Source organism: Paenarthrobacter sp. NPDC057981 (assembly GCF_042886835.1).
GTDB lineage: Bacteria > Actinomycetota > Actinomycetes > Actinomycetales > Micrococcaceae > Arthrobacter.
In genome coordinates, this window is the sequence record NZ_JBHVQI010000012.1 from 108097 (window position 1) to 127565 (window position 19469).

The 19469-nt window shown below is 63.2% G+C and carries 16 protein-coding genes and 1 pseudogene; 7 read left to right on the forward strand and 10 right to left on the reverse strand.

Annotated elements, in window-relative coordinates; all coding sequences use genetic code 11:
• Window position 1: 1 nt before the first annotated feature.
• The 9 genes from ACFVSI_RS12885 to ACFVSI_RS12925 all read right to left on the reverse strand — a co-directional run bounded on the left by ACFVSI_RS12885 (window position 2) and on the right by ACFVSI_RS12925 (window position 10098).
• Window positions 2-1291, reverse strand: a complete 1290-nt coding sequence (locus ACFVSI_RS12885) for an ABC transporter permease (protein ID WP_387824018.1) — start codon at window positions 1289-1291, stop codon at window positions 2-4.
• Window positions 1288-2637: an ABC transporter permease gene (locus ACFVSI_RS12890; RefSeq protein ID WP_387824021.1), complete on the reverse strand. Its 1350-nt coding sequence runs from the start codon at window positions 2635-2637 to the stop codon at window positions 1288-1290. The genes ACFVSI_RS12885 and ACFVSI_RS12890 overlap by 4 nt, the downstream gene beginning before the upstream one ends.
• A complete protein-coding gene (locus ACFVSI_RS12895; protein ID WP_387824024.1) occupies window positions 2627-4147 on the reverse strand; it encodes an ABC transporter ATP-binding protein in 1521 nt (506 codons plus the stop codon). The genes ACFVSI_RS12890 and ACFVSI_RS12895 overlap by 11 nt, the downstream gene beginning before the upstream one ends.
• A gap of 133 nt (window positions 4148-4280) precedes the next feature.
• Window positions 4281-5348, reverse strand: coding sequence for a BMP family protein (locus ACFVSI_RS12900; RefSeq protein WP_387824058.1), 1068 nt, complete (start codon window positions 5346-5348; stop codon window positions 4281-4283).
• Window positions 5349-5635: 287 nt separating this feature from the next.
• Window positions 5636-6658, reverse strand: a complete 1023-nt coding sequence (locus ACFVSI_RS12905) for an NADP-dependent oxidoreductase (RefSeq protein ID WP_387824027.1) — start codon at window positions 6656-6658, stop codon at window positions 5636-5638.
• Window positions 6655-7086 (reverse strand): organic hydroperoxide resistance protein, encoded by a 432-nt coding sequence (locus ACFVSI_RS12910; protein WP_387824029.1) that lies wholly within the window; start codon window positions 7084-7086, stop codon window positions 6655-6657. Before ACFVSI_RS12910 ends, ACFVSI_RS12905 begins: the two co-directional genes overlap by 4 nt.
• Before the next feature lie 44 nt (window positions 7087-7130).
• Window positions 7131-7565 carry a MarR family winged helix-turn-helix transcriptional regulator gene (locus ACFVSI_RS12915; RefSeq protein WP_387824032.1) on the reverse strand — a complete coding sequence of 145 codons (435 nt, stop codon included), beginning with the start codon at window positions 7563-7565 and terminating at the stop codon, window positions 7131-7133.
• Between the two features lie 121 nt (window positions 7566-7686).
• Window positions 7687-8892, reverse strand: a complete 1206-nt coding sequence (locus ACFVSI_RS12920; RefSeq protein ID WP_387824034.1) for an amidohydrolase — start codon at window positions 8890-8892, stop codon at window positions 7687-7689.
• Between the two features lie 108 nt (window positions 8893-9000).
• Window positions 9001-10098, reverse strand: coding sequence for a mannose-1-phosphate guanylyltransferase (locus ACFVSI_RS12925; protein WP_387824061.1), 1098 nt, complete (start codon window positions 10096-10098; stop codon window positions 9001-9003).
• Window positions 10099-10387: 289 nt separating this feature from the next.
• Between ACFVSI_RS12925 and sdhC the strand changes: the two genes are divergently transcribed.
• From sdhC to ACFVSI_RS12950, 5 genes are all read left to right on the forward strand, one after another.
• The gene (sdhC, locus tag ACFVSI_RS12930) at window positions 10388-10768 is read left to right on the forward strand and encodes a succinate dehydrogenase, cytochrome b556 subunit (protein WP_018777254.1); all 381 of its coding nucleotides are present in this window, start codon (window positions 10388-10390) and stop codon (window positions 10766-10768) included.
• 3 nt (window positions 10769-10771) lie between these two features.
• Window positions 10772-11233 (forward strand): succinate dehydrogenase hydrophobic membrane anchor subunit, encoded by a 462-nt coding sequence (locus ACFVSI_RS12935; RefSeq protein WP_274261068.1) that lies wholly within the window; start codon window positions 10772-10774, stop codon window positions 11231-11233.
• Window positions 11234-11333: 100 nt separating this feature from the next.
• Window positions 11334-13133 (forward strand): succinate dehydrogenase flavoprotein subunit, encoded by a 1800-nt coding sequence (sdhA, locus tag ACFVSI_RS12940; RefSeq protein WP_262277779.1) that lies wholly within the window; start codon window positions 11334-11336, stop codon window positions 13131-13133.
• The gene (locus ACFVSI_RS12945) at window positions 13133-13915 is read left to right on the forward strand and encodes a succinate dehydrogenase iron-sulfur subunit (RefSeq protein WP_144662357.1); all 783 of its coding nucleotides are present in this window, start codon (window positions 13133-13135) and stop codon (window positions 13913-13915) included. The genes sdhA and ACFVSI_RS12945 overlap by 1 nt, the downstream gene beginning before the upstream one ends.
• Before the next feature lie 114 nt (window positions 13916-14029).
• Complete coding sequence (locus tag ACFVSI_RS12950) at window positions 14030-14806, forward strand: alpha/beta hydrolase (RefSeq protein WP_387824039.1); 777 nt, start codon at window positions 14030-14032, stop codon at window positions 14804-14806.
• A gap of 81 nt (window positions 14807-14887) precedes the next feature.
• On the opposite strand, the gene ACFVSI_RS12955 is transcribed toward ACFVSI_RS12950, so the two are convergent.
• A complete protein-coding gene (locus tag ACFVSI_RS12955; protein ID WP_387824041.1) occupies window positions 14888-16189 on the reverse strand; it encodes an ABC transporter substrate-binding protein in 1302 nt (433 codons plus the stop codon).
• A gap of 79 nt (window positions 16190-16268) precedes the next feature.
• Here ACFVSI_RS12955 and ACFVSI_RS12960 point away from each other — a divergent pair.
• A pseudogene (locus ACFVSI_RS12960) lies at window positions 16269-17108 on the forward strand (glycoside hydrolase family 43 protein); the annotation flags it as partial.
• A 105-nt stretch (window positions 17109-17213) separates the two neighbouring features.
• Complete coding sequence (locus ACFVSI_RS12965; protein ID WP_387824064.1) at window positions 17214-19394, forward strand: hypothetical protein; 2181 nt, start codon at window positions 17214-17216, stop codon at window positions 19392-19394.
• The last annotated feature ends 75 nt before the right edge of the window (window positions 19395-19469 follow it).

Here is a 19469-nt window from a genome sequence, read left to right on the forward strand (position 1 = left end):
GTCAACCCTTCACGTACGGTATGCCGCTTGCGGCCGGTGGCCGCGACTTACCCACCAGGCCGGCGACGGCGAAGATGGTCACCAGGTACGGCAGCATGGCCATGAACTGGCTGGGAACGGGCGTTCCGATGATGCCCAGAATGGACTGCAGGTTGTAGGCAAAACCGAACAGCAGCGACGCCAGGAACGCTCCGATCGGATTCCATCGGCCAAAGATCAGGGCAGCCAGCGCAATGAAGCCGCGGCCGCCTGAGATGTCCTTGGTGAAGGAGTCGATGGTCACCAGTGTGAACACCGCACCACCGATACCGGCAATTGCACCGCCCAGGGTGACGTTCCAGAAACGCGTTGCGTTGACGTTGATGCCCAAGGTATCGGCAGCCTGCGGGTGCTCGCCGACGGCGCGGACGCGCAGGCCCCAGCGGGTCTTGAACAAGCCGAACCAGACGACGGCCACAGCGATGTACATGAGGTAGCCGGCGATGGACTGTTCGAACAGGATGGGCCCAATGATGGGGATGTCCGAGAGCAGCGGGATGGGCAGGATGTCCAAGCGGCCCGGAGTGTTGAACTGTTCCTTGTTGGGGACCATGAGCGTGCCGTACAGGAAGCCCGTCAGGCCGGACACCAGGACGTTGAGCACAACACCGACGATGATCTGGTTAACGAGGTATTTGATACTGAACACCGCAAGGACCATGGAGACCACCGCGCCGGCGGCTGCCGCGGCGATCAGGCCGATGTACGGGCTTCCGGTCATGGTCGCCACCAGGGCCGCCGTGAAAGCGCCGCCCAGGAGCTGGCCTTCGATGGCGATGTTGACCACGCCAACGCGCTCACACAGGACACCCGAAAGCGAGCCGAAGACCAACGGAACCGCGAGGGTCACCGAACCGGCCACCAGGCCCGCCAGGGAAATGGACGGCTGACGGGCGCCGGCCACAATCCACACCAAAAGGGCAAAAACAAAGACCACGGCGAACGCGATGGGAAGCCACTTCGGCGACTTTTCTCCCTGTGTCCAGAGGTAGATCGAGTAGGCAGCCATGGCCAGCAACAGGATGCCGAGCACGATGCCACCCACTTGGCCGGGAATCATCAGCGCCGGGACGGCTACCGCGTCGCCGGTATCGCTGATCTTCATCTCCGCTGTCTTGTCCGAGCCGAGGAAGCCAAAGAAGACCAGTGCAACAAGGGCCAGGACGCCCAGTGAAACGGGAACTTTCAAGGACGGTCGGAACGCCGGCAGGGCCGTGGAACCCGACTTGGGTGCAGTGGTTGTCGCGCTCATTTGGCACCTCCGGTGGCGTTGGCGAGGGCAGCTTCAGGGGCCGCCTTCGGCGTCTTGTCCTTCTTCTTTTTCTTGCCTTCCAGCCGGAAGATCGATCGGATCAGTGGCGGAGCAGCGATGAACAGGACGATCAGGGACTGGACCACCAGCACGATGTCGATGGGCGTTCCGGTTTGGATCTGCATCTGCACGGCACCGGCGCGGAAGGCACCGAACAACAGTCCCGCGAAGAAGGTCCCCCACGGCGTGCTGCGGCCGAGCAAGGCAACAGTGATGGAGTCGAAGCCGATCTGAGCCGCCACACCGCCGGTCAGCACCTTTTCGGTGCCGGCGACCTGCGCGACGCCACCGAATGCGGCCAAGGCACCGGCCAGTGCCATCACGAGGATGGTGGCCCGGGGTACTTTGACGCCCGCCGTGCGGGCTGCGATGGGGTTCGCACCAACGGCACGGAATTCAAAGCCGATGGTGGACCGGTTCAACATCCACCACACGCCGTAGGTCAGCGCGATGGCCACAAGGAAGCCCAGGTGGAGCCGGGATCCCGGAATGAGCACCGGGTAGGTTGCGGATTCATCCAAACGCGGCGAGATGGGGCTGTTGTCCCCAGGCCGCCGGAACGCTGCGGTGTTCAGGAGGAAGTCCAGCAGGAACAAGGCCACGTAGTTCAGCATGATGGTCACGATGACCTCGTGCGCGCCGGTCCGGGCTTTGAGGATACCGACGATCGCGCCCCAAGCGGCGCCGCCGAGGACACCCATGATGATAACGAGCAGCAGGTGCAGGCCGAAGGGCAGGTGCCAGGTGAACCCGACGTAGGCGGCAAGGGTGGCGCTGATGATGATTTGCCCCTGCGCACCGATGTTGAAAAGGCCCGCACGGAAGGCCAGGGCAACGCCCAGGCCGGCACAGATGAGAGGCGTGGCAACCGTCATCGTTTCCAGGAGCGGCTTGAAGCCCTGCCGGGGACTGAAGACCGAGCCCTGGAAGAGCGCCACATAGCTGTCCGTCATGGCAGCCCACAGCGCGGTCAGGAAATCGCTGGGACGGGCGAAGAGGTAGCCCGCGGTCTTCGCAACTTGGGAATCGGTGCTGGCAATCAGCAGGCCACCGAGGAACAGCGCCACAATGACGGCCAAAACCGACACGAAGCCATTGCCCATGACAATGCGCCGCATCAGATTGCCCTGTTGGTGTCCTGGATCTCCGCTCTGGGACGAAACCGGGACAATGGACGGCTCAAGGGTCCCTCCTGCGGTATCCAAGGCAACGTCTGCTGCCCGTACTTCCGCTGTGGACTCTTCAGGGGTTTGGTCCTTGGTAGACCCATCGCTGCTAGTGGTCATCGGAGCCTCCTTCCGGGCCGACGCCGGCCATCATCAAGCCAAGGGTGTCGCGGGGTGTTCCCGCCGGGACGATTCCCACGAGTTTGCCCTTGTAGAGCACGGCGATCCTGTCTGCGAGTTCGATGACTTCATCCAGTTCCGTGGAAACGATCATGACCGGCGTTCCGACATCCCGCTCGGCAACAATGCGCTTGTGCAGGAATTCGATGGAACCGACGTCCACGCCACGGGTTGGTTGGCTTGCGATGAACAACCGGAGCGGCCGGGAAAGCTCCCGGGCCATGACCACCTTTTGCTGGTTGCCACCGGACAAGGTTCCCGCAGCCGAACCGGCCGAGGGCGTGCGGATATCGAATTCCTCGATCTTGGCCTTGGCATGTTCGGCCACCTTGGCGGGCTTCATGCTGATACCGCTGGCAAACGGAGCCTGGTCGTACAGGTCAAGCACCAGGTTCTCTGCGACGGAGAAAGGACCCACCAAACCGTCGACGGTACGGTCTTCGGGAACAAAGCCGACGCCGGAGCGCAGCACGTCCTTGACGGGGAGTCCCAGGAGTTGCTTCCCGTCCAGGACCACCGAACCTGTCACGTGTTCCTGGACTCCGAGGATGGCTTCGGTCAGTTCGGTTTGACCATTGCCCTGCACCCCGGCGATGGCCAGAATCTCGCCTTGGGCGATGTCGAAGCTGATCCCGTCCACCACATTGGTTCCGTTGGCGGCCCGGACCGTCAGGTTTTCGACGACGAACGTGGTGTCCTTCGGCTGCGCGGCGGCCTTGTTGAGGCTGAGGCTGACCGGGCGGCCCACCATCATCGAGGCGAGTTCAGTAGGTGAGGCTGTGGGAGGTGCGTCGCCAACGACTTTGCCGCGACGGACCACGGTAATCACGTCGGAGACGGCCTTCACTTCCCGCAGTTTGTGCGAGATGAAGACGATGGATGTCCCGCCGGCTTTGAGCTGGCGCATGATGTCCAGCAGTTCGTCGGTCTCCTGCGGGGTGAGCACGGCTGTGGGCTCGTCCAGGATGAGGACCTTGGCTTTCCGGACCAAGGCCTTGATGATTTCGACGCGCTGTTGGACGCCCACCGGGAGGTCTTCCACCAGGGCGTCTGGATCGACGTCGAAGCCATACTTGTCGGAAATTTCCCGGATCTGCTTCCGGGTTTCGTCGATGCTGAGGACACCGCCAAACGACGTCGGCTCAGCACCGAGCGCTACGTTTTCGGCCACCGTAAAGACCGGGACAAGCATGAAGTGCTGGTGCACCATGCCGATGCCGGCAGCCATGGCGTCGCCCGGGCCGCGGAAGTTCACCGGCTGGTCGTCCACCAGGATCTGGCCGGCGGTGGGCTCATACAGCCCGTAGAGCACGTTCATGAGGGTTGATTTGCCGGCACCGTTTTCGCCGAGGAGGCAATGGATCTGGCCGGATTCGACCACAAGGTCGATGTCTTGGTTGGCGTAGAAGTTCCCGAACGCTTTCGAGATCCCCTTCAATTCGAGTTTCACAACTCCCACCGTTCTTTGAGTCCGAGGGACGGCTGAACAGCTCCAAAGCCACGAGCTTTGGGATCAGCCTAGTCAGGGCAAAAACGCGCCGCCAGTACCGGGGCACGGTACTGGCGGCGCGTCCAGGAATTGCTTACTTCTTGGGGCTTGCCTTCGATTCGACAACGAGCTTGCCGGAAACAATGTCCGCCTTGATGGCGTCGAGTTCGGACTTGGTTTCGGAAGAAACAGTGGAATCGAGGTCGTGGAACGGGGCGATGGCCACGCCGTCGTTGGCGAGTGTGCCAACGTACGCTTCGTTGCTGAACTTGCCGTCCTTGTCGTCCTTCACCACGGTTTCAACGGCCTCGCCCATCTGCTTGACCACGGAGGTCAGCATGAGGTCCTTGTACTCGGGAGCAGTCAGGTAGCCGTCGGAGTCAACCCAGATGAGCTTGACGTCCTTGCCGGCAGCCTTGGCTTCCTTGAGGGCTGCGCCTGCACCCTTGCCGACCGGACCTGCCACGGGCATGACGATGTCCGCGCCCTGGTCCAGCAGGTTGATGGTGACCTGCTTGCCGGTGTCCTGCTTCTCGAAGTCACCGGTGAACGAGCCGTCCTGGGTGTTCTTGTCCCAGCCGACAACCTGGACGTTCTTGCCCTTGGCCTTGTTGTAGGCCTGGACGCCGTCGTAGAAGCCGTCCATGAAGATCGTCACGGTCGGGATCTTGATGCCGCCGAAGGTTCCCACCTTGCCGGTCTTGGACGTTGCCGCTGCGGCGTAGCCCGCCAGGTAGGCAGCCTGGGCGGTGTCGTAGACAACCGGCTTGACGTTGGCTACAGGGGTGTCATAAGCGAAGTCGATGATGGCGAAGTGCTTATCAGTGTTCTTCTCGGCGGCAGCCTTGGTGGCATCGCCCAGGAGGAAGCCCACAGTGATGGTCAGGTTGCAGCCCGCGGAAACCATGCCGTTGAGGTTGGTTTCGAAGTCGCTGTTGGCCTTTGACTCGGCCGACTTGGTCTGGATGCCAAGGTCCTTCTCAGTCTTCTTCAGTCCCTCGTACGAGGACTGGTTGAAGGACTGGTCGTCGAATCCGCCGGAGTCGGAAACGATGCATCCGAGGAAATCGCTCTTGGTAGCGGTGCCGGATCCGGCATCGGGGGCCTGGCCACAGCCGGTCAGCAGGAGCGCTGCTGCGCCGACGGTTGCGACACCGGCCATTGAACCGCGCTTCAGGGTGGCACGCAGTGGTTTCTTCAATTTTCCTCCAGGAAGAAAGTGATTGGCGCTACGACGGATGGTCAATGAGTGTCCGTTTCCAAAAACTTCGGGGCAGAAATTCTGTTTTCACTGAGGCTTCGCAGCACTGCGCCGAAGCGCACTTATAGCAACAACCCTAGTGGCCTGGAACACACCGGAGTAGCACAAAGCCGCCCTCCCGGACAGATTGTTGACTTTTTGTTACCAAGCAGTAGCCGGGTGTGCAAGTCACACCCGGCTACCCGCGACTACAACCGGACGAGCATCTTTCCGGTGTTGGCTCCGTCCAGCAGATCAATGAAGGCCTGCGGGGCGTTTTCCAAGCCGTCCACGATCGTCTCGTCGTAGCTGATGGTTCCATCTGCAAGCCATCCGGCCATTTTCCGGGCAAACTCGGCAGCGTGCTGGCGCTGTCCGCCCACCAGGAAACCGCGGAGGGTCAACTGCTTGCCGATGGCCACGGCCAGGTTCCGGGGGGCGGCCGGCGGCTCGGTGGAGTTGTACTGGGCGATGGCGCCACACATTGCCACCCGCCCACCGACGGTGAGGGTGGCCAAGGCGGCCTCAAGGTGTTCCCCGCCGACGTTGTCGAAGTACACGTCGATCCCGCGCTCTTCCGCAGCTTCCTGGAGCTGCTCGAGGACCGGGCCGTCGTTGTAGTTGAACGCGGCATCAAATCCGAGTTCCACAAGGCGGGCAACTTTCTCCGCCGAACCGGCGCTGCCGATGACTTTGGAGGCACCCATGGCCTTGGCGATCTGGCCCACCATGGAACCAACTGCGCCAGCCGCACCGGAGACGAAGACGACGTCGCCCTCCTTGAACTCGGCCACCTTCAGCAGGCCGGCGTAGGCGGTCAGGCCGGTCATGCCCAGCGCGCCCAGGAAGGCCGAGGTCGGAGCAAGCCCGCCCGGCACCGGAGTGGTCGCTGCCGCATCGACCACCGCGTGTTCACGCCACCCCAGTTGGTGCACGACGACGTCACCCACCTTGTGCGCGTCCGAACGGGACGCGATCACCTCACCTACGGCCCCGCCGTCGAGCGCTGCATCCAGGCGGAACGGCGCCGAGTAGGACTTGACGTCGTTCATGCGGCCACGCATGTAGGGATCCACCGATATGAAGTGGTTCTTCACCAGGACTTGGCCCTCAGCGAGCTCGGGAAGCGTGGCCGCCGCCAAGCGGAAGTTCTCCGGGGCCGGACGGCCTACGGGACGTGAAGCGAGCTGGATTTCGCGGGTTTCCACCGGCGTGCTGACTGCGGCGCTCATGCTGCGAACTCCACGAGCTTGAGGTCCACGGCCATGTTGCCACGGGTGGCGTTGGAGTAAGGGCAGATCTGGTGCGCTTTGGCCATCAGGGCTTCGGCGGTTTCGCGGTCCAGGGCAGGCAGCGCGATCTCCAGTTCAGCGGCCAGGCCGTAGCCTTCGCTGTCGGTCAATGCGCCGAAGTGGATCTTGGCCGCAACGGCCGAATCGCTGACATCGGCGCGTTCCTTGCGGCCGACCAGGCGCAAGGCGGAGTGGAAGCATGCGGCGTAGCCTGCCGCGAAAAGCTGCTCCGGGTTGGTTCCCTGGCCGTTGCCGCCCAGTTCCACCGGGCTGGCCAGGGCCAGGTCCAGCTTGCCGTCCCTGGTGCGGGCGTTGCCGTCGCGGCCTTCGCCGGAGGCCAGTGCCTCGGCTGTGTAGAGAGTCTTCAAGGTGTTTTCCGTTTCTCTTCGGGAATTGGATCGCGTGAAAATTTTCAGAGTGAGCTGTTCAGGGCGGCGGTGAGCTTGCCGAGGGTTGCGTGCAGCTGCTGGATCTCGGCGGCGTCGAGCCCTGCGGCGTCGGCCAACCGTTGCGGCACTGCCTGGGCCCGGGCACTGAGTGCCGTTCCGGCGTCGGTCAGCACAATGTCCACGCGGCGTTCGTCTTCCGCCGAGCGCTTACGCTCCACGAGCCCCAGCCCTTCAAGGCGCTTGAGCAGCGGCGACAACGTTCCGGAATCAAGCCCCAGTTCGGCGCCAAGTTCACGGACACTTCGCGGCTCCTGCTCCCACAACACCAGCATCACCAGGTACTGCGGGTACGTCAGGCCGAGGTCGTCCAACACGGGTCGGTAGACCGCCGTCGCGGCCTTGGAGGCCGAGTACAGCGCGAAGCAGACCTGGTGGCGGAGGCGGGGTGCGTCACTCATGAATAAAACGATAGTGCACAATTCAATTGCGCACAACTCATTCCGGCCCAACCTGCCCAACTAGGGGACAGCACATGCTCCACTGAGCACTCAATAGAGCATGTGCTGTCCCTCAGTTGGGTTACTGTTCGAGGTCCCGGATCGTCCGGAGGGCGGCACCCGTGAGAACCCGGATGGCGTACCCAAGCGCACGCTCGTCCACGATGAAGTCTCCGCGGTGCAGGTCATATTCTTCGCCGCCCGGAGTGTGGGTGCCCAGGCGCATCATGGCACCGGGGAGGTCCGCCAGGAACCAGGCAAAGTCCTCCCCGCCCATGGACTGGGGGGTCAGGACCACGGCGTTCTCCCCCAGCTCAGCGCGGGCAGATGCCTCAATAAGCGCAGTTTCATGCTCGGAGTTCACCACCGGAGGGACACCACGGGTGTGCTCCAGGTGCACGTCCACGCCATACGGCGCGGCAACCTGCTTGACGACGTCGTCCAGCAGCTCCCCCGCACCGTGCCACGCGTCGCGGTCCAGGCAGCGCATCGTGCCCGCCATGTATCCGCTGCCGGGAATCGCGTTGGGGGCCGACCCCGCGGAGATCTGCCCCCACACCACGGACACACCACTGCGGACATCGACCCGCCGGGAAAGGACTGCGGGCACGTTGACGGCGATCTGCGCCAGCGCGAAGACCAGGTCTTCGGTCAGATGCGGACGGGACGTGTGCCCACCGCGCCCCGACAGTTCGATCTTGATGGTGTCGGATGCCGACGTGATGGCCCCGATTCGGGTACCGATCTGTCCAACGTTGATGCGCGGATCGCAATGCAGGGCAAGGATGCGCGGAACACCTTCCAGAACCCCCTGTTCGATGCAGGACAACGCCCCGCCAGGCATGGTTTCCTCGGCCGGCTGGAAAATGATCCGAACCGTGCCGCCCAGCGGATTGTTCTTGTGCATGCGCTGGAGAACCAAGGCAATGCCCAGCATGGTGGTGGTGTGGATGTCGTGACCGCAGGCGTGGGTGACGCCGTGGTTCTTGGAGGCGAACGGCAGTCCGGTTTCCTCGATGATCGGCAGGGCGTCAATATCACCACGAAGGGCTGTCGCGATGGGGCCCTCCCCCACGTCAACCGTCAAGCCGGTGCCTTCGAGCCGGCGCGGATTCAGCCCGGCCGCTTCCAGCCGTTCCACGAGCTTGTCCGTGGTCCGGAACTCCTTGAAGGACAGCTCCGGATGCGCATGGAGGTCGCGCCGGAATTCGATGAGTCCGGGCAACAGTTCATCAACCCAGGGGCCAACGACAGGAGTGGGCTCTGTTTCAGTGGTGTAATTGCGCACGTCACAACTCTAGCCATCCGCGGCACCCGAAGAACGAAAGCCACCTCTTGGTTACGCCGCGTTCAGACGCAGGACAACCAAAGAGGTGGCTCACGGTATAAGACGGCGCTACAGAACGTCCGTATCTCCGCTGGCTTTCAGCGCATCCACGGTGCCCTTCACCAACTGGGCATGTTCCTTGGTGGTAACCAGCAGCGCGTCAGGGGTATCCACGATCACGACATCCTTGATGCCGATGAGGGCGATGACGCGCTTGGTATCGGAAACCACTACGCCGCTGGCGTTCTCCGCGAACACGCGTGCGCCCTCACCGAGAACCGTCACTTCATCGACGTCGCCGGCGTTGTTCAGGCGACCGATCGCGGCAAAGTCACCGACGTCGTCCCAGCGGAAGGTGCCAGGCACGACGGCGACATCGCCGGCTGCCGCTGCGGGCTCGGCGACGGCGTAGTCAATGGCAATCTTGGGCAGGGTGGGCCACACCCGGGCCGTTACTTCGGCACGCTGCGGAGTGTCCCATGCCGCGGCAATCTCCTGGAGACCTGCGAAGAGCTCGGGCTGGTTGGCTTCGAGGTGCTTGAGCATCAACGCCACGGGAGCGACGAACATGCCGGCATTCCACACGTAATCGCCTGCCTCGACGTACTTGTCGGCAACTTCCTGGCTGGGCTTCTCAACGAACTCCGCAACGGCCAGGGCATTCGGCGCACCCTCAATGTTGAGCGCGGCGCCGGAGCGGATGTAGCCGAAGCCCGTGGACGGGTGCGTGGGCTTGATGCCGATGGTGACGATCTTGCCCTCGGCCGCGGTGTAGATCGCCTCCCGGACCGTCTCCTGGAAGAGGTCATCGGGGCTGATCACCTGATCTGCGGCGAAGGAGCCCATGATGGTGTCAGGATCGCGGCGGTAAAGGATGGCCGCAGCGAGGCCGATGGCGGCGCCGGAGTCCTTGGGCTCACTTTCAAGGACGAGCTCGTTGTCCCCCACTTCGGGGAGCTGGCGGCAGACTGCCGCACGGTGGGCTTCGCCGGTCACTACCAGCACGCGTTCGCCCGCAAGCGGCTCCAAGCGGTCGTAGGTAGCCCTCAACAGGGTACTGCCGGACCCGGTGAGGTCGTGCAGGAACTTAGGCGCAGCGGCACGCGAGAGTGGCCATAGCCGGGTCCCCACACCGCCCGCCGGAATGACCGCATGGAAGCGGTTCATGGGCGATTCCGGGTATTTCGCGTCTTCTGTACTCACCGCAACACTTTATCCGACGCAACCGGGAAGCTCCGCAGAACGCCACGGATGTGGCGTTCGTCTCAGACGGTACCCAAAATCGCCTGAATCCGGGCAGGAAACATGGAATTAACAAGCAGAGAAGCCGGGCCTAAATTGAATATGCTGTGAGCGAAGCCTAGATTTAGGCGTGAGCTACGAGTGCTCTCGCAGCAGGCGTTCCCCCCGCATGGATCCCATGCCAGCGCCGCTGTGTTGCAGGAAGGTTTAATCAGTGCCGACAAAACCAGCTGGCACCTTGTACCGCGGCCGTGAAGGCATGTGGTCCTGGGTTGGACACCGCATTACCGGTGTAGTGATCTTTTTCTTCTTGTTGGTCCATGTGCTGGACACCTCATTGGTGCGCGTGTCCCCTGAGGCCTACACGGCCGTCATTGGTGCTTACAAGAACCCCCTCATGGCCCTGGGTGAAACGGGTCTGGTCGCTGCGATCATCTTCCACGCCTTCAACGGCCTGCGTGTGATCGCGATCGACTTCTGGAAGAAGGGCGCGAAGTACCAGCGCCAGATGCTGTGGGTCGTGCTTGCACTGTGGCTGGTCACGTTCGCCGGCTTCGCCATCCGCCACCTTTCCCTCGCGCTGGGAGGCCACTAAGCCATGACAACCATCGAAACACCACGCACCGGGAAGATCGCCCCGAAGTACAACCGCAACGGCTCCAGCCGCGGCAACTTCGAGATGATCGCCTGGCTATTCATGCGCCTGTCCGGCATTGTGCTGGTAGTGCTGATCTTCGGCCACCTCTTCGTGAACCTCCTGGTCGGCGAAGGCATCCACGCCATCGACTTCGGTTTCGTCGCCGGCAAGTGGGCCGATCCGTTCTGGCAGTTCTGGGACCTGGCCATGCTGTGGCTTGCCATGCTGCACGGCACCAATGGTGTCCGCACCATCATCAACGACTACGCCGAGAAGGATTCCACGCGCTTCTGGCTCAAGATGGTCCTCTACGCGGCCACGCTGGTCATCATCATCCTCGGCACCCTGGTGATCTTCACGTTCAACCCGTGCCCCGTCGTCGACGGCGTCCAGCTTCCCGGCGGGTTCTGCCCGGCACCGTAGCGGCCCGTGCCGCATCGGCGTGGCCGGCTTGCCGGTCCGCCTGACGTAGCGGAGCAGCCTCCGCCGACCATCTGAATTTTTGAAAGAGAGAGCATCTGGTATGCAGGTCCATAAGTACGACGTCGTCATTGTCGGTGCAGGTGGCGCCGGCATGCGCGCCGCGATCGAGTCCGGTCAGCGCGCACGCACAGCGGTACTGACCAAGCTCTACCCCACCCGCTCGCACACCGGTGCAGCGCAGGGTGGCATGTGTGCAGCACTGGCCAACGTCGAGGAAGACAACTGGGAATGGCACACCTTTGACACCATCAAGGGTGGCGACTACCTGGTTGACCAGGACGCAGCCGAGGTCATGGCGAAGGAAGCCATCGACGCCGTGCTTGACCTGGAAAAGATGGGTCTGCCGTTCAACCGCACCCCCGAGGGCCGGATCGACCAGCGACGCTTCGGTGGCCACACCCGTGACCACGGCAAGGCTCCTGTCCGCCGCGCCTGCTATGCAGCAGACCGTACGGGTCACATGATCCTCCAGACCCTGTACCAAAACTGCGTCAAGCACAACGTTGAGTTCTACAACGAGTACTACGTCCTTGACCTGCTGATCGTCGAGGAGGACGCAGTACGCGAGGACGGTACGCCGTACAAGCAGAAGCGTGTTGCCGGCGTCGTCTCGTACGACCTCGCTTCGGGCGAACTGCACGTCTTCCAGGCCAAGTCCGTCGTCTTCGCCTCCGGCGGCGCCGGAAAGGTCTTCAAGACCACCTCCAACGCCCACACCCTGACCGGTGACGGCATGGGCATCGCGTTCCGCCGCGGCATCCCCCTTGAGGACATGGAGTTCTTCCAATTCCACCCGACAGGCCTCGCCGGCCTGGGCATCCTCCTTACCGAGGGTGCGCGTGGTGAAGGTGCCATCCTGCGTAACTCCGAAGGTGAGCGCTTCATGGAGCGCTACGCCCCCACCATCAAGGACCTCGCACCCCGTGACATCGTGGCCCGCGCCATGGCGAACGAAGTGCGTGAGGGACGCGGTTGTGGCCCGAACAAGGACTACGTCCTTTTGGACCTCACCCACCTTGAGCCTGCACACATCGAGGCCAAGCTTCCGGATATCACGGAGTTCGCCCGCACCTATCTTGGCGTGGAACCGTTCACCGATCCCGTCCCGGTGTTCCCGACCGCTCACTACGCGATGGGCGGCATTCCCACCAACATCACCACCGAAGTGCTCCAGGACAACGACACGATCGTTCCCGGACTGTACGCAGCCGGTGAAGTTGCCTGCGTGTCCGTACACGGCTCGAACCGCCTGGGCACCAACTCGCTCCTGGACATCAACGTCTTCGGCAAGCGTGCCGGCATCGCTGCTGCTGAGTACTCCAAGACCGCCGACTTCGTCGAGCTGCCCGAGGACCCCGAGGCAATGACCCGCGGCATCCTTGATGGTCTGCTCAGCGGCAACGGCACCGAGCGCGTCGCGCAGATCCGCAAGGAACTGCAGGACACCATGGATGCCAACATGCAGGTGTTCCGCACCAAGGAGTCACTGGAGCAGGTTCTCCGCGACATTGCATCCTTTGAAGAGCGGTACAAGCACGTTACCGTCCAGGACAAGGGCAAGCGCTTCAACCTGGACCTCCTGGAAGCTGTGGAGCTGGGCTTCCTGCTGGACATGGCCAAGGTCATGACCGTCGGTGCGCTGCACCGTGAAGAGTCCCGCGGTGGCCACTACCGCGAGGACTTCCCGGACCGCGACGACGAGAAGTTCATGAAGCACTCCATGGCTTACCTGGACAACTCCGTCACTGCCGCCTCCTCGGCGGAATCCGTTGCGGGCATCCGTCTGGAGACGAAGCCCGTGATCTTCACCCGTTACGAGCCGATGGAGCGTAAGTACTAATGACGACCGAAATGGCAGAGCCCGCATCCAAGATCGAGCTCCCGGCGAGTGTTGCCGGCGACGGTGAAATTCCCACGTTCCACATCACGCTCCGCGTGCGCCGCTATGATCCCGAGATCTCGGAAGAAGCCCGCTGGGACGACTACAAGCTGACCATGTACGGCACGGACCGTGTTCTGGACGCCCTGCACAAGGTCAAGTGGGAGATCGACGGCACGGTTTCGTTCCGCCGCTCCTGCGCCCACGGTGTTTGTGGCTCCGATGCCATGCGCATCAACGGCCGCAACCGCCTCGCCTGCAAGACGCTGCTGAAGGACCTGGATACGTCCAAGCCCATCACCGTCGAGCCGATCAAGGGCCTCCCCGTGGAGAAGGACCTGATCGTGGACATGGAGCCGTTCTTCCAGTCCTTCCGCGAAGTGATGCCGTTCCTGATCAACAAGGGCCACGAGCCCACCAAGGAACGCCTGCAGTCCGTCGAGGACCGTGAGCGCTTTGACGACACCACCAAGTGCATCCTGTGCGCAGCCTGCACCTCGTCCTGCCCGGTCTTCTGGACCGACGGCCAGTACTTCGGCCCGGCAGCAATCGTCAACGCACACCGCTTCATTTTCGATTCCCGTGATGACGCCGGCGACATGCGCCTTGAGATCCTCAACGACAAGGAAGGCGTGTGGCGCTGCCGCACCACCTTCAACTGCTCGGAAGCATGCCCCCGTGGCATCCAGGTGACCAAGGCAATCGCCGAGGTCAAGCAAGCCATCCTGGCCCGCAAGATCTAGTCAGCCGTTCCCTCAAGAACAGCACGACGACGGCGCCGCTCACCTGCGCAGGTGAGGGGCGCCGTCGTCGTTAATCAACTGCCGCAACCCACAACGCAACGCAAGGAGACCAGCGTGTCACGCTCGGAGAAGATCAGCTTCACGGGAAGCACCGGCGATTCGCTGGCCGGAATTGTGGACGTACCCGAAGGTCCCGTGCGGGGCTGGGGCGTGTACTCTCACGGACTGACGCTGGGCAAGGACAGCCCTGCGGCGTCGCGTATTTGCAAAGGACTGGCTGAGCAGGGTGTTGGCATGCTCCGGTTCGACAACCTGGGCCTCGGCGGGTCCGAAGGCGAATGGTCTGCCGGGTCCTTCAGCGTCAAGGTGGCCGACACGATCCTGGCGGCAGACTTCATGCGGCTCACAGGCCGGGAGATCTCTTTGCTGGTAGGGCATTCGTTCGGCGGCGCGGCTGTGCTGGCCGCTGCCCGTGACATTCCGGGGCTGAACGCCGTGGTGACTGTTGGCGCGCCGTATGAGCCCAAGCATGTGGAGCACATGTTCGACGCCGAAATCGAGTCCATTCTCCGTGACGGAAGCGCCGTGGTGGACCTGGGCGGACGTCCCATGGAGATCCGCCGGCACTTCGTGGAGGACGTGGAGCGGGCTGACCTGCGCGACTGCATCCGGACGCTCCACAAGCCCCTGATGGTGATGCACTCCCCCACCGACAACACCGTGGGCATCGACAACGCAAGCGAAATCTTCCGCACTGCCCGGCATCCCCGGAGCTTCATCTCCCTTGAAGGCAGCGAACATCTCCTCACGGGGAAGGGCCAGGCCGCGCGAGTGGCGCGCATCATCGGCGCCTGGGCCGACCCGTATCTGGAGATCCGCGACGCCACCTGACGGCCCTGCGCACCCAAGTAAGGGACAGCAAACGCTCCACTGAGGCCTCAGTAGAGCATGTGCTGTCCCCTGGTTGGGTAGTTACTTGCCAATGGCGGCCTTGCTTTCGCTAAGCCACTGATCGGCAGCCTTCTCCGGGGTCAGCCGCTTGAACAGGACATCGGTGTTGATGCGGGCCGTGATCTCGGAAACGGCAGTGGAACCGGTAGGACCGATGTACGTTGGGGCGAAGTCCATCTTGCCGATCTGGTCAATGTAGGCGGCCTCAACCTTGCCCTGGGGCGTCAGCAGGTCCTGGACGGCCGTGCGCATGCCGGCGTTGCTGGGCACGCCACGGTCGCTCTGGATGATCTTGGCCGCGGCCTCGTTGTTCACCAGGAAACTCACCAGTTTGGCGGCGGCATCAGTGTGCTTGCTGCGAGCGGAAATGGTGTAGAACTGTGAGGACTGGAGCCAGATGCCTGGAGTGGGCGTCTCACCGGGGAGCTTGAGCAATTTCAGGTCAGCCCCCGATGCCTTGCTGAGCGCAGAGAGGGAGTTGCTCCAGGTGAGCATCATGCCGGCTTGGCCCATGCCCATGAGCGTCTGCTCCGTGCTGGCATTGAGCTTCTCTACAGTCTCGGAGGCGCTGGGGGCCGCACCGGATTCGCTGAGCTTCAACGAGAAGTCGAAGTAGTCCTGCACAGTGTCCTTGTCCAGACCCAGCTGGCCGTCCTGGGTGTACAGGGACTTCCCGCGCTGGCGGGCGAAGGCATCCAGGGAGTCATGGGTTAGAACCGTCGCCGTGCCGTAGGTCCCCTTGGGGCTCTTGGCCGTGATGTCCGCGGCCACCTTGGCGAAGTCATCCCACGACCACTTGCTGTCATCCGGCAGGGCAACTCCTGCCGTCTGGAAGACAGCGGGGTTCACCACGATCGCCAGAGCGTTGGCTCCGGTGGAGACACCATATTGTTTGCCCTTCACCTGGCCGTTTTCCACGGCACCCTGATCCAGCTTTGACAGGTCCAGGGAGCCCTGCACCTTGGAGAGGTCCAGAAGTGCGCCGCGGTTGGCGTACTCGGCAGGGTAGGCGCCTCCCATGGTGATGACATCCGGGGCATCGTTGGCGGCCACTTGGGTGGCCAGTTTGTCGAAGTAGCCACCGATGTCGCCGTACTCGGGCTTGACCTTTATGTTGGGGTTGGCGGCTTCGAACTCCTTGATGGCTTTGTTGGTCAGCTCGGCACGCGAGGCGTTTCCCCACCATGAGAAACGGATTTCCACTGGCCCGTCTTCAGCTTGGTTGGAGGAAGGACTGGAACATGCGGCGGTGAGCCCCAGCATGCCTACGGCAGTAAGGAACGCCAGGGATTTGCGAATATTTCGGAGAGATTTACGCGTCATTGGGTAAGCTTCTTTCAGCCTCGAGAAAACGGTTCCTGAAACGTATCAAAAGGGTGTATATTCGTCAATGGTTCAGATCATGAACTATTCATTCCGCGAGGAGTCCGCCGTGCCCCAACGCTTGGAACAGATCCAGATCCGGGACCCCTACGTCCTGACGCTGCCCGCATCCAACGAGTACCTGCTCTTCGGCAGTACTGACGAAAACATCTGGTCCGGTCCGGCCACGGGCTTCGACTGCTACAGGAGCAATGACCTCCTGGCATGGGAGGGGCCGTTCCCGGCGTTCCGTCCCGCTCCCGGTTTCTGGAGCAACGAACAATACTGGGCGCCCGAAGTCCACCAGTACCGCGGCCGCTATTACATGTTCGCGACCTTCACCGCCCCCGGCCACTCCCGTGGAACCCAGATACTCTCTGCCGTGGAGCCCGAAGGCCCGTATGAGCCCTGGAGCGACGGCCCTGTCACTCCCTCCGAATGGGAGTGCCTTGACGGAACGCTGCACGTCGACCAGGACGGAGTGCCGTGGCTGGTGTTCTGCCACGAGTGGAAGCAAATCGACGACGGCGCCATGGTCGCCCAACGGCTCAGTCCCGACCTCAGGAGCGCACAAGGCGAACCGCGCGTCTTGTTCACGGCTTCCGAGGCCCCCTGGTCTCGTCCCTTGGACAGACCGTCCCACAGCGGGGCACCCCTCCACGTCACCGATGGCCCGTTCCTGCACAGGCTCTCCAGCGGCAAGCTGATCATGCTCTGGTCCAGCTTCGGTGAGGAGGGCTACGCCATGGGTGTTGCCCGCAGCGAGTCGGGGACCGTGCTGGGCCCATGGGCCCAGGAACCCGCGGCGTTGTGGAGCAAGGACGGCGGACACGGCATGATCGCCCGGGACCTCGACGGCGGCCTGTTCCTTACATTGCACCAGCCCAACAAAAGTCCTGAAGAGCGTGCTGCGTTCTTCCCCCTGCGCGAACTCGAGGACACGGTGGTACTCTCGCCTGCTTCCGGACCCATTGGCCGGCGTCACATCGACCGGGAGGCCCTCGTCAGGCGGCACAACGTGCGCCAGCAGGCTCTGGACCCGCGAAGCCCGGTCTCTGTGGGCAACGGCGAATTTGCGTTCACCATGGACCTCACGGGCCTTCAGACATTCCCCGGCCTGTACCCCGTCGGGGTACGGGACGAACTCCCGCCCGGAACACTCCTTGGGACCCAAGCGCAGTGGGCCTGGCACTCAGTTCCGCCCGCCGGACCCTACACACTGGCCGATTCCACAGTCCTCTACGATTCACCCCGCGGGTCCGTCCCGTACGTGGACATGGTGGGCGAGATCGTCAACGACCGAGAGACGGATACCTCCGCCGCCGAGACGTGGCTGAGGGCCAATCCGCATCGACTGGACCTCGGCCGGATCGGATTCCGGCTGATCGAGGACGGGCAGGAACGCGCCCTGACACCGTCAGATGTCACGGCAACTGAACAGACCCTGGACCTGTGGACCGGCACTGTAACCAGCCGCTTCATGCTGGCGGGTCACCCCGTCAAGGTCACGACGGCGTGCCATCCCGACGTCGACGGGCTCGGCTTGCGCGTGGAGTCGCCCGCGTTGGGGCACGGGCTGCTGATCGGCATCGACTTTCCGTACGGTTCCGAAGCCTGGCATGATGCCGCCGATTGGACCAAGCCCGAGGCCCACACCACGAAGCTGGACCTGCCCGCCCAAGCCCCAACCACGAACGCCACACAGTGGGTTGTGCACCGCGAACTGGATGACTCCCGGTATGACGTCGTGGTCACTGGGAGCGGCCTGGACCTTGAGCAGGCGGGCGAGCACTCCGTGCGGATCAACGCCAAGCGGGACGTCCTGGACCTCTCCATCGCATTTGTTTCAGGCGGCGACGGTGATTGCATCCCGCGTGGCAACAAAGAAAGCCAAGCAACCACTGTGGCGAGCCAGCAGGCGAAGCCAGGGGCCGGCGTCGTGCGTTCACCGGAACTGGAAGCCGGCAGCTGCGTCGCGGCAGCCTCGGCCGACTGGTGGCCCCGGTTCTGGTGCTCCGGCGGCGCGATTGAACTGGACTCGACCAGTGATCCCCGGGCCAAGGAATTGGAACGACGGATTGTCTTGTCCCAATATCTGACGACGATCAACTGTTCGGGATCGCTGCCGCCGCAGGAGACGGGCCTCGTGTGCAATTCCTGGCGTGGCCGCTTCCACCTGGAAATGCACTGGTGGCACGCCGCGCATTTTGCCCCCTGGAACCGGGTGGAGCTCCTGCTGCCGTCCCTGCGGTGGTATTCCACGGTCTTGGATGCAGCGAGGCAGACCGCCAAGCAGCAGGGTTTTGACGGCGTCCGCTGGCCCAAACAGGTGGGACCGGATGGTCGGGAGAGCCCCAGCACCATCGGCACTTTCCTGATCTGGCAACAACCGCACCCCATCTACCTGGCCGAGCTGGTGTACCGGGCCAATCCCACGCGGGAGGTGCTGGAGGAGTTCGCGGAGATCGTGCTCGACTCGGCGGCTTTCATGGCCAGTTTCGCCCATCCCACGCCGAGGGGGTTCGAGTTGGGGCCGCCCCTGATTCCGGCGCAGGAGAGTTATGGCGCGATCAGGTCGACGGTCACAAACCCCACGTTTGAGCTGGCGTATTGGCAATGGGGGCTCAATACAGCGGCCGCCTGGCGGGAACGGCTGGGACTGGAGCCTGTGCCTGCCTGGTCCGATGTAGCCGAGGGGATGGTCCCACCGCGGGTGGTGGACGGCGTGTATGCCGCCATCGATGCGGAGCCCTTCACCATCCGCACGGACCATCCCTCCATGCTGTGCGCACTGGGAGTCCTCCCGGAGACCGCGCTGATCGACCCGGACGTCATGCGCGCTACGTTGAAGGACGTCCTGGCGGACTGGGACTGGGGCAGCACCTGGGGTTGGGATTACCCCGTCATGGCCATGACCGCCGCACGCCTGGGCGACCCCGAGGCCGCTGTGGACGCGCTCCTGCTGGAAGCCGGAAAGAACACGGTGCTTCCCAACGGTCACAACCGCCAAACCGACTCTCTGCCGTTGTACCTGCCCGGCAATGGTGGGCTGCTGGCCGCGGCGGCCCTGATGGCGGCGGGCTGGGACAACGGACCGGATCGTCACGCCCCTGGTTTCCCGCCGGACTGGACTGTGAGGTGGGAAGGACTGGTGCAATCCCCCTAGTTTCCAAGCAACGCGGGGTCACTTATGGCCCATCCTGGGGTGGATCATGGGCCATAAGCGACCCCGCGTTGCTCT

Excerpts from the sequence above, each read along its gene's own strand:
- ACFVSI_RS12885 (WP_387824018.1), bottom strand. The coding sequence starts at position 1,291 with ATGAGCGCGACAACCACTGCACCCAAGTCGGGTTCCACGGCCCTGCCG.
- ACFVSI_RS12890 (WP_387824021.1), bottom strand. The coding sequence starts at position 2,637 with ATGACCACTAGCAGCGATGGGTCTACCAAGGACCAAACCCCTGAAGAG.
- ACFVSI_RS12900 (WP_387824058.1), bottom strand. The coding sequence starts at position 5,348 with ATGGCCGGTGTCGCAACCGTCGGCGCAGCAGCGCTCCTGCTGACCGGC.
- ACFVSI_RS12905 (WP_387824027.1), bottom strand. The coding sequence starts at position 6,658 with ATGAGCGCCGCAGTCAGCACGCCGGTGGAAACCCGCGAAATCCAGCTC.
- ACFVSI_RS12915 (WP_387824032.1), bottom strand. The coding sequence starts at position 7,565 with ATGAGTGACGCACCCCGCCTCCGCCACCAGGTCTGCTTCGCGCTGTAC.
- ACFVSI_RS12925 (WP_387824061.1), bottom strand. The coding sequence starts at position 10,098 with ATGAACCGCTTCCATGCGGTCATTCCGGCGGGCGGTGTGGGGACCCGG.
- ACFVSI_RS12935 (WP_274261068.1), top strand. The coding sequence starts at position 10,772 with ATGACAACCATCGAAACACCACGCACCGGGAAGATCGCCCCGAAGTAC.
- sdhA (WP_262277779.1), top strand. The coding sequence starts at position 11,334 with ATGCAGGTCCATAAGTACGACGTCGTCATTGTCGGTGCAGGTGGCGCC.
- ACFVSI_RS12945 (WP_144662357.1), top strand. The coding sequence starts at position 13,133 with ATGACGACCGAAATGGCAGAGCCCGCATCCAAGATCGAGCTCCCGGCG.
- ACFVSI_RS12955 (WP_387824041.1), bottom strand. The coding sequence starts at position 16,189 with ATGACGCGTAAATCTCTCCGAAATATTCGCAAATCCCTGGCGTTCCTT.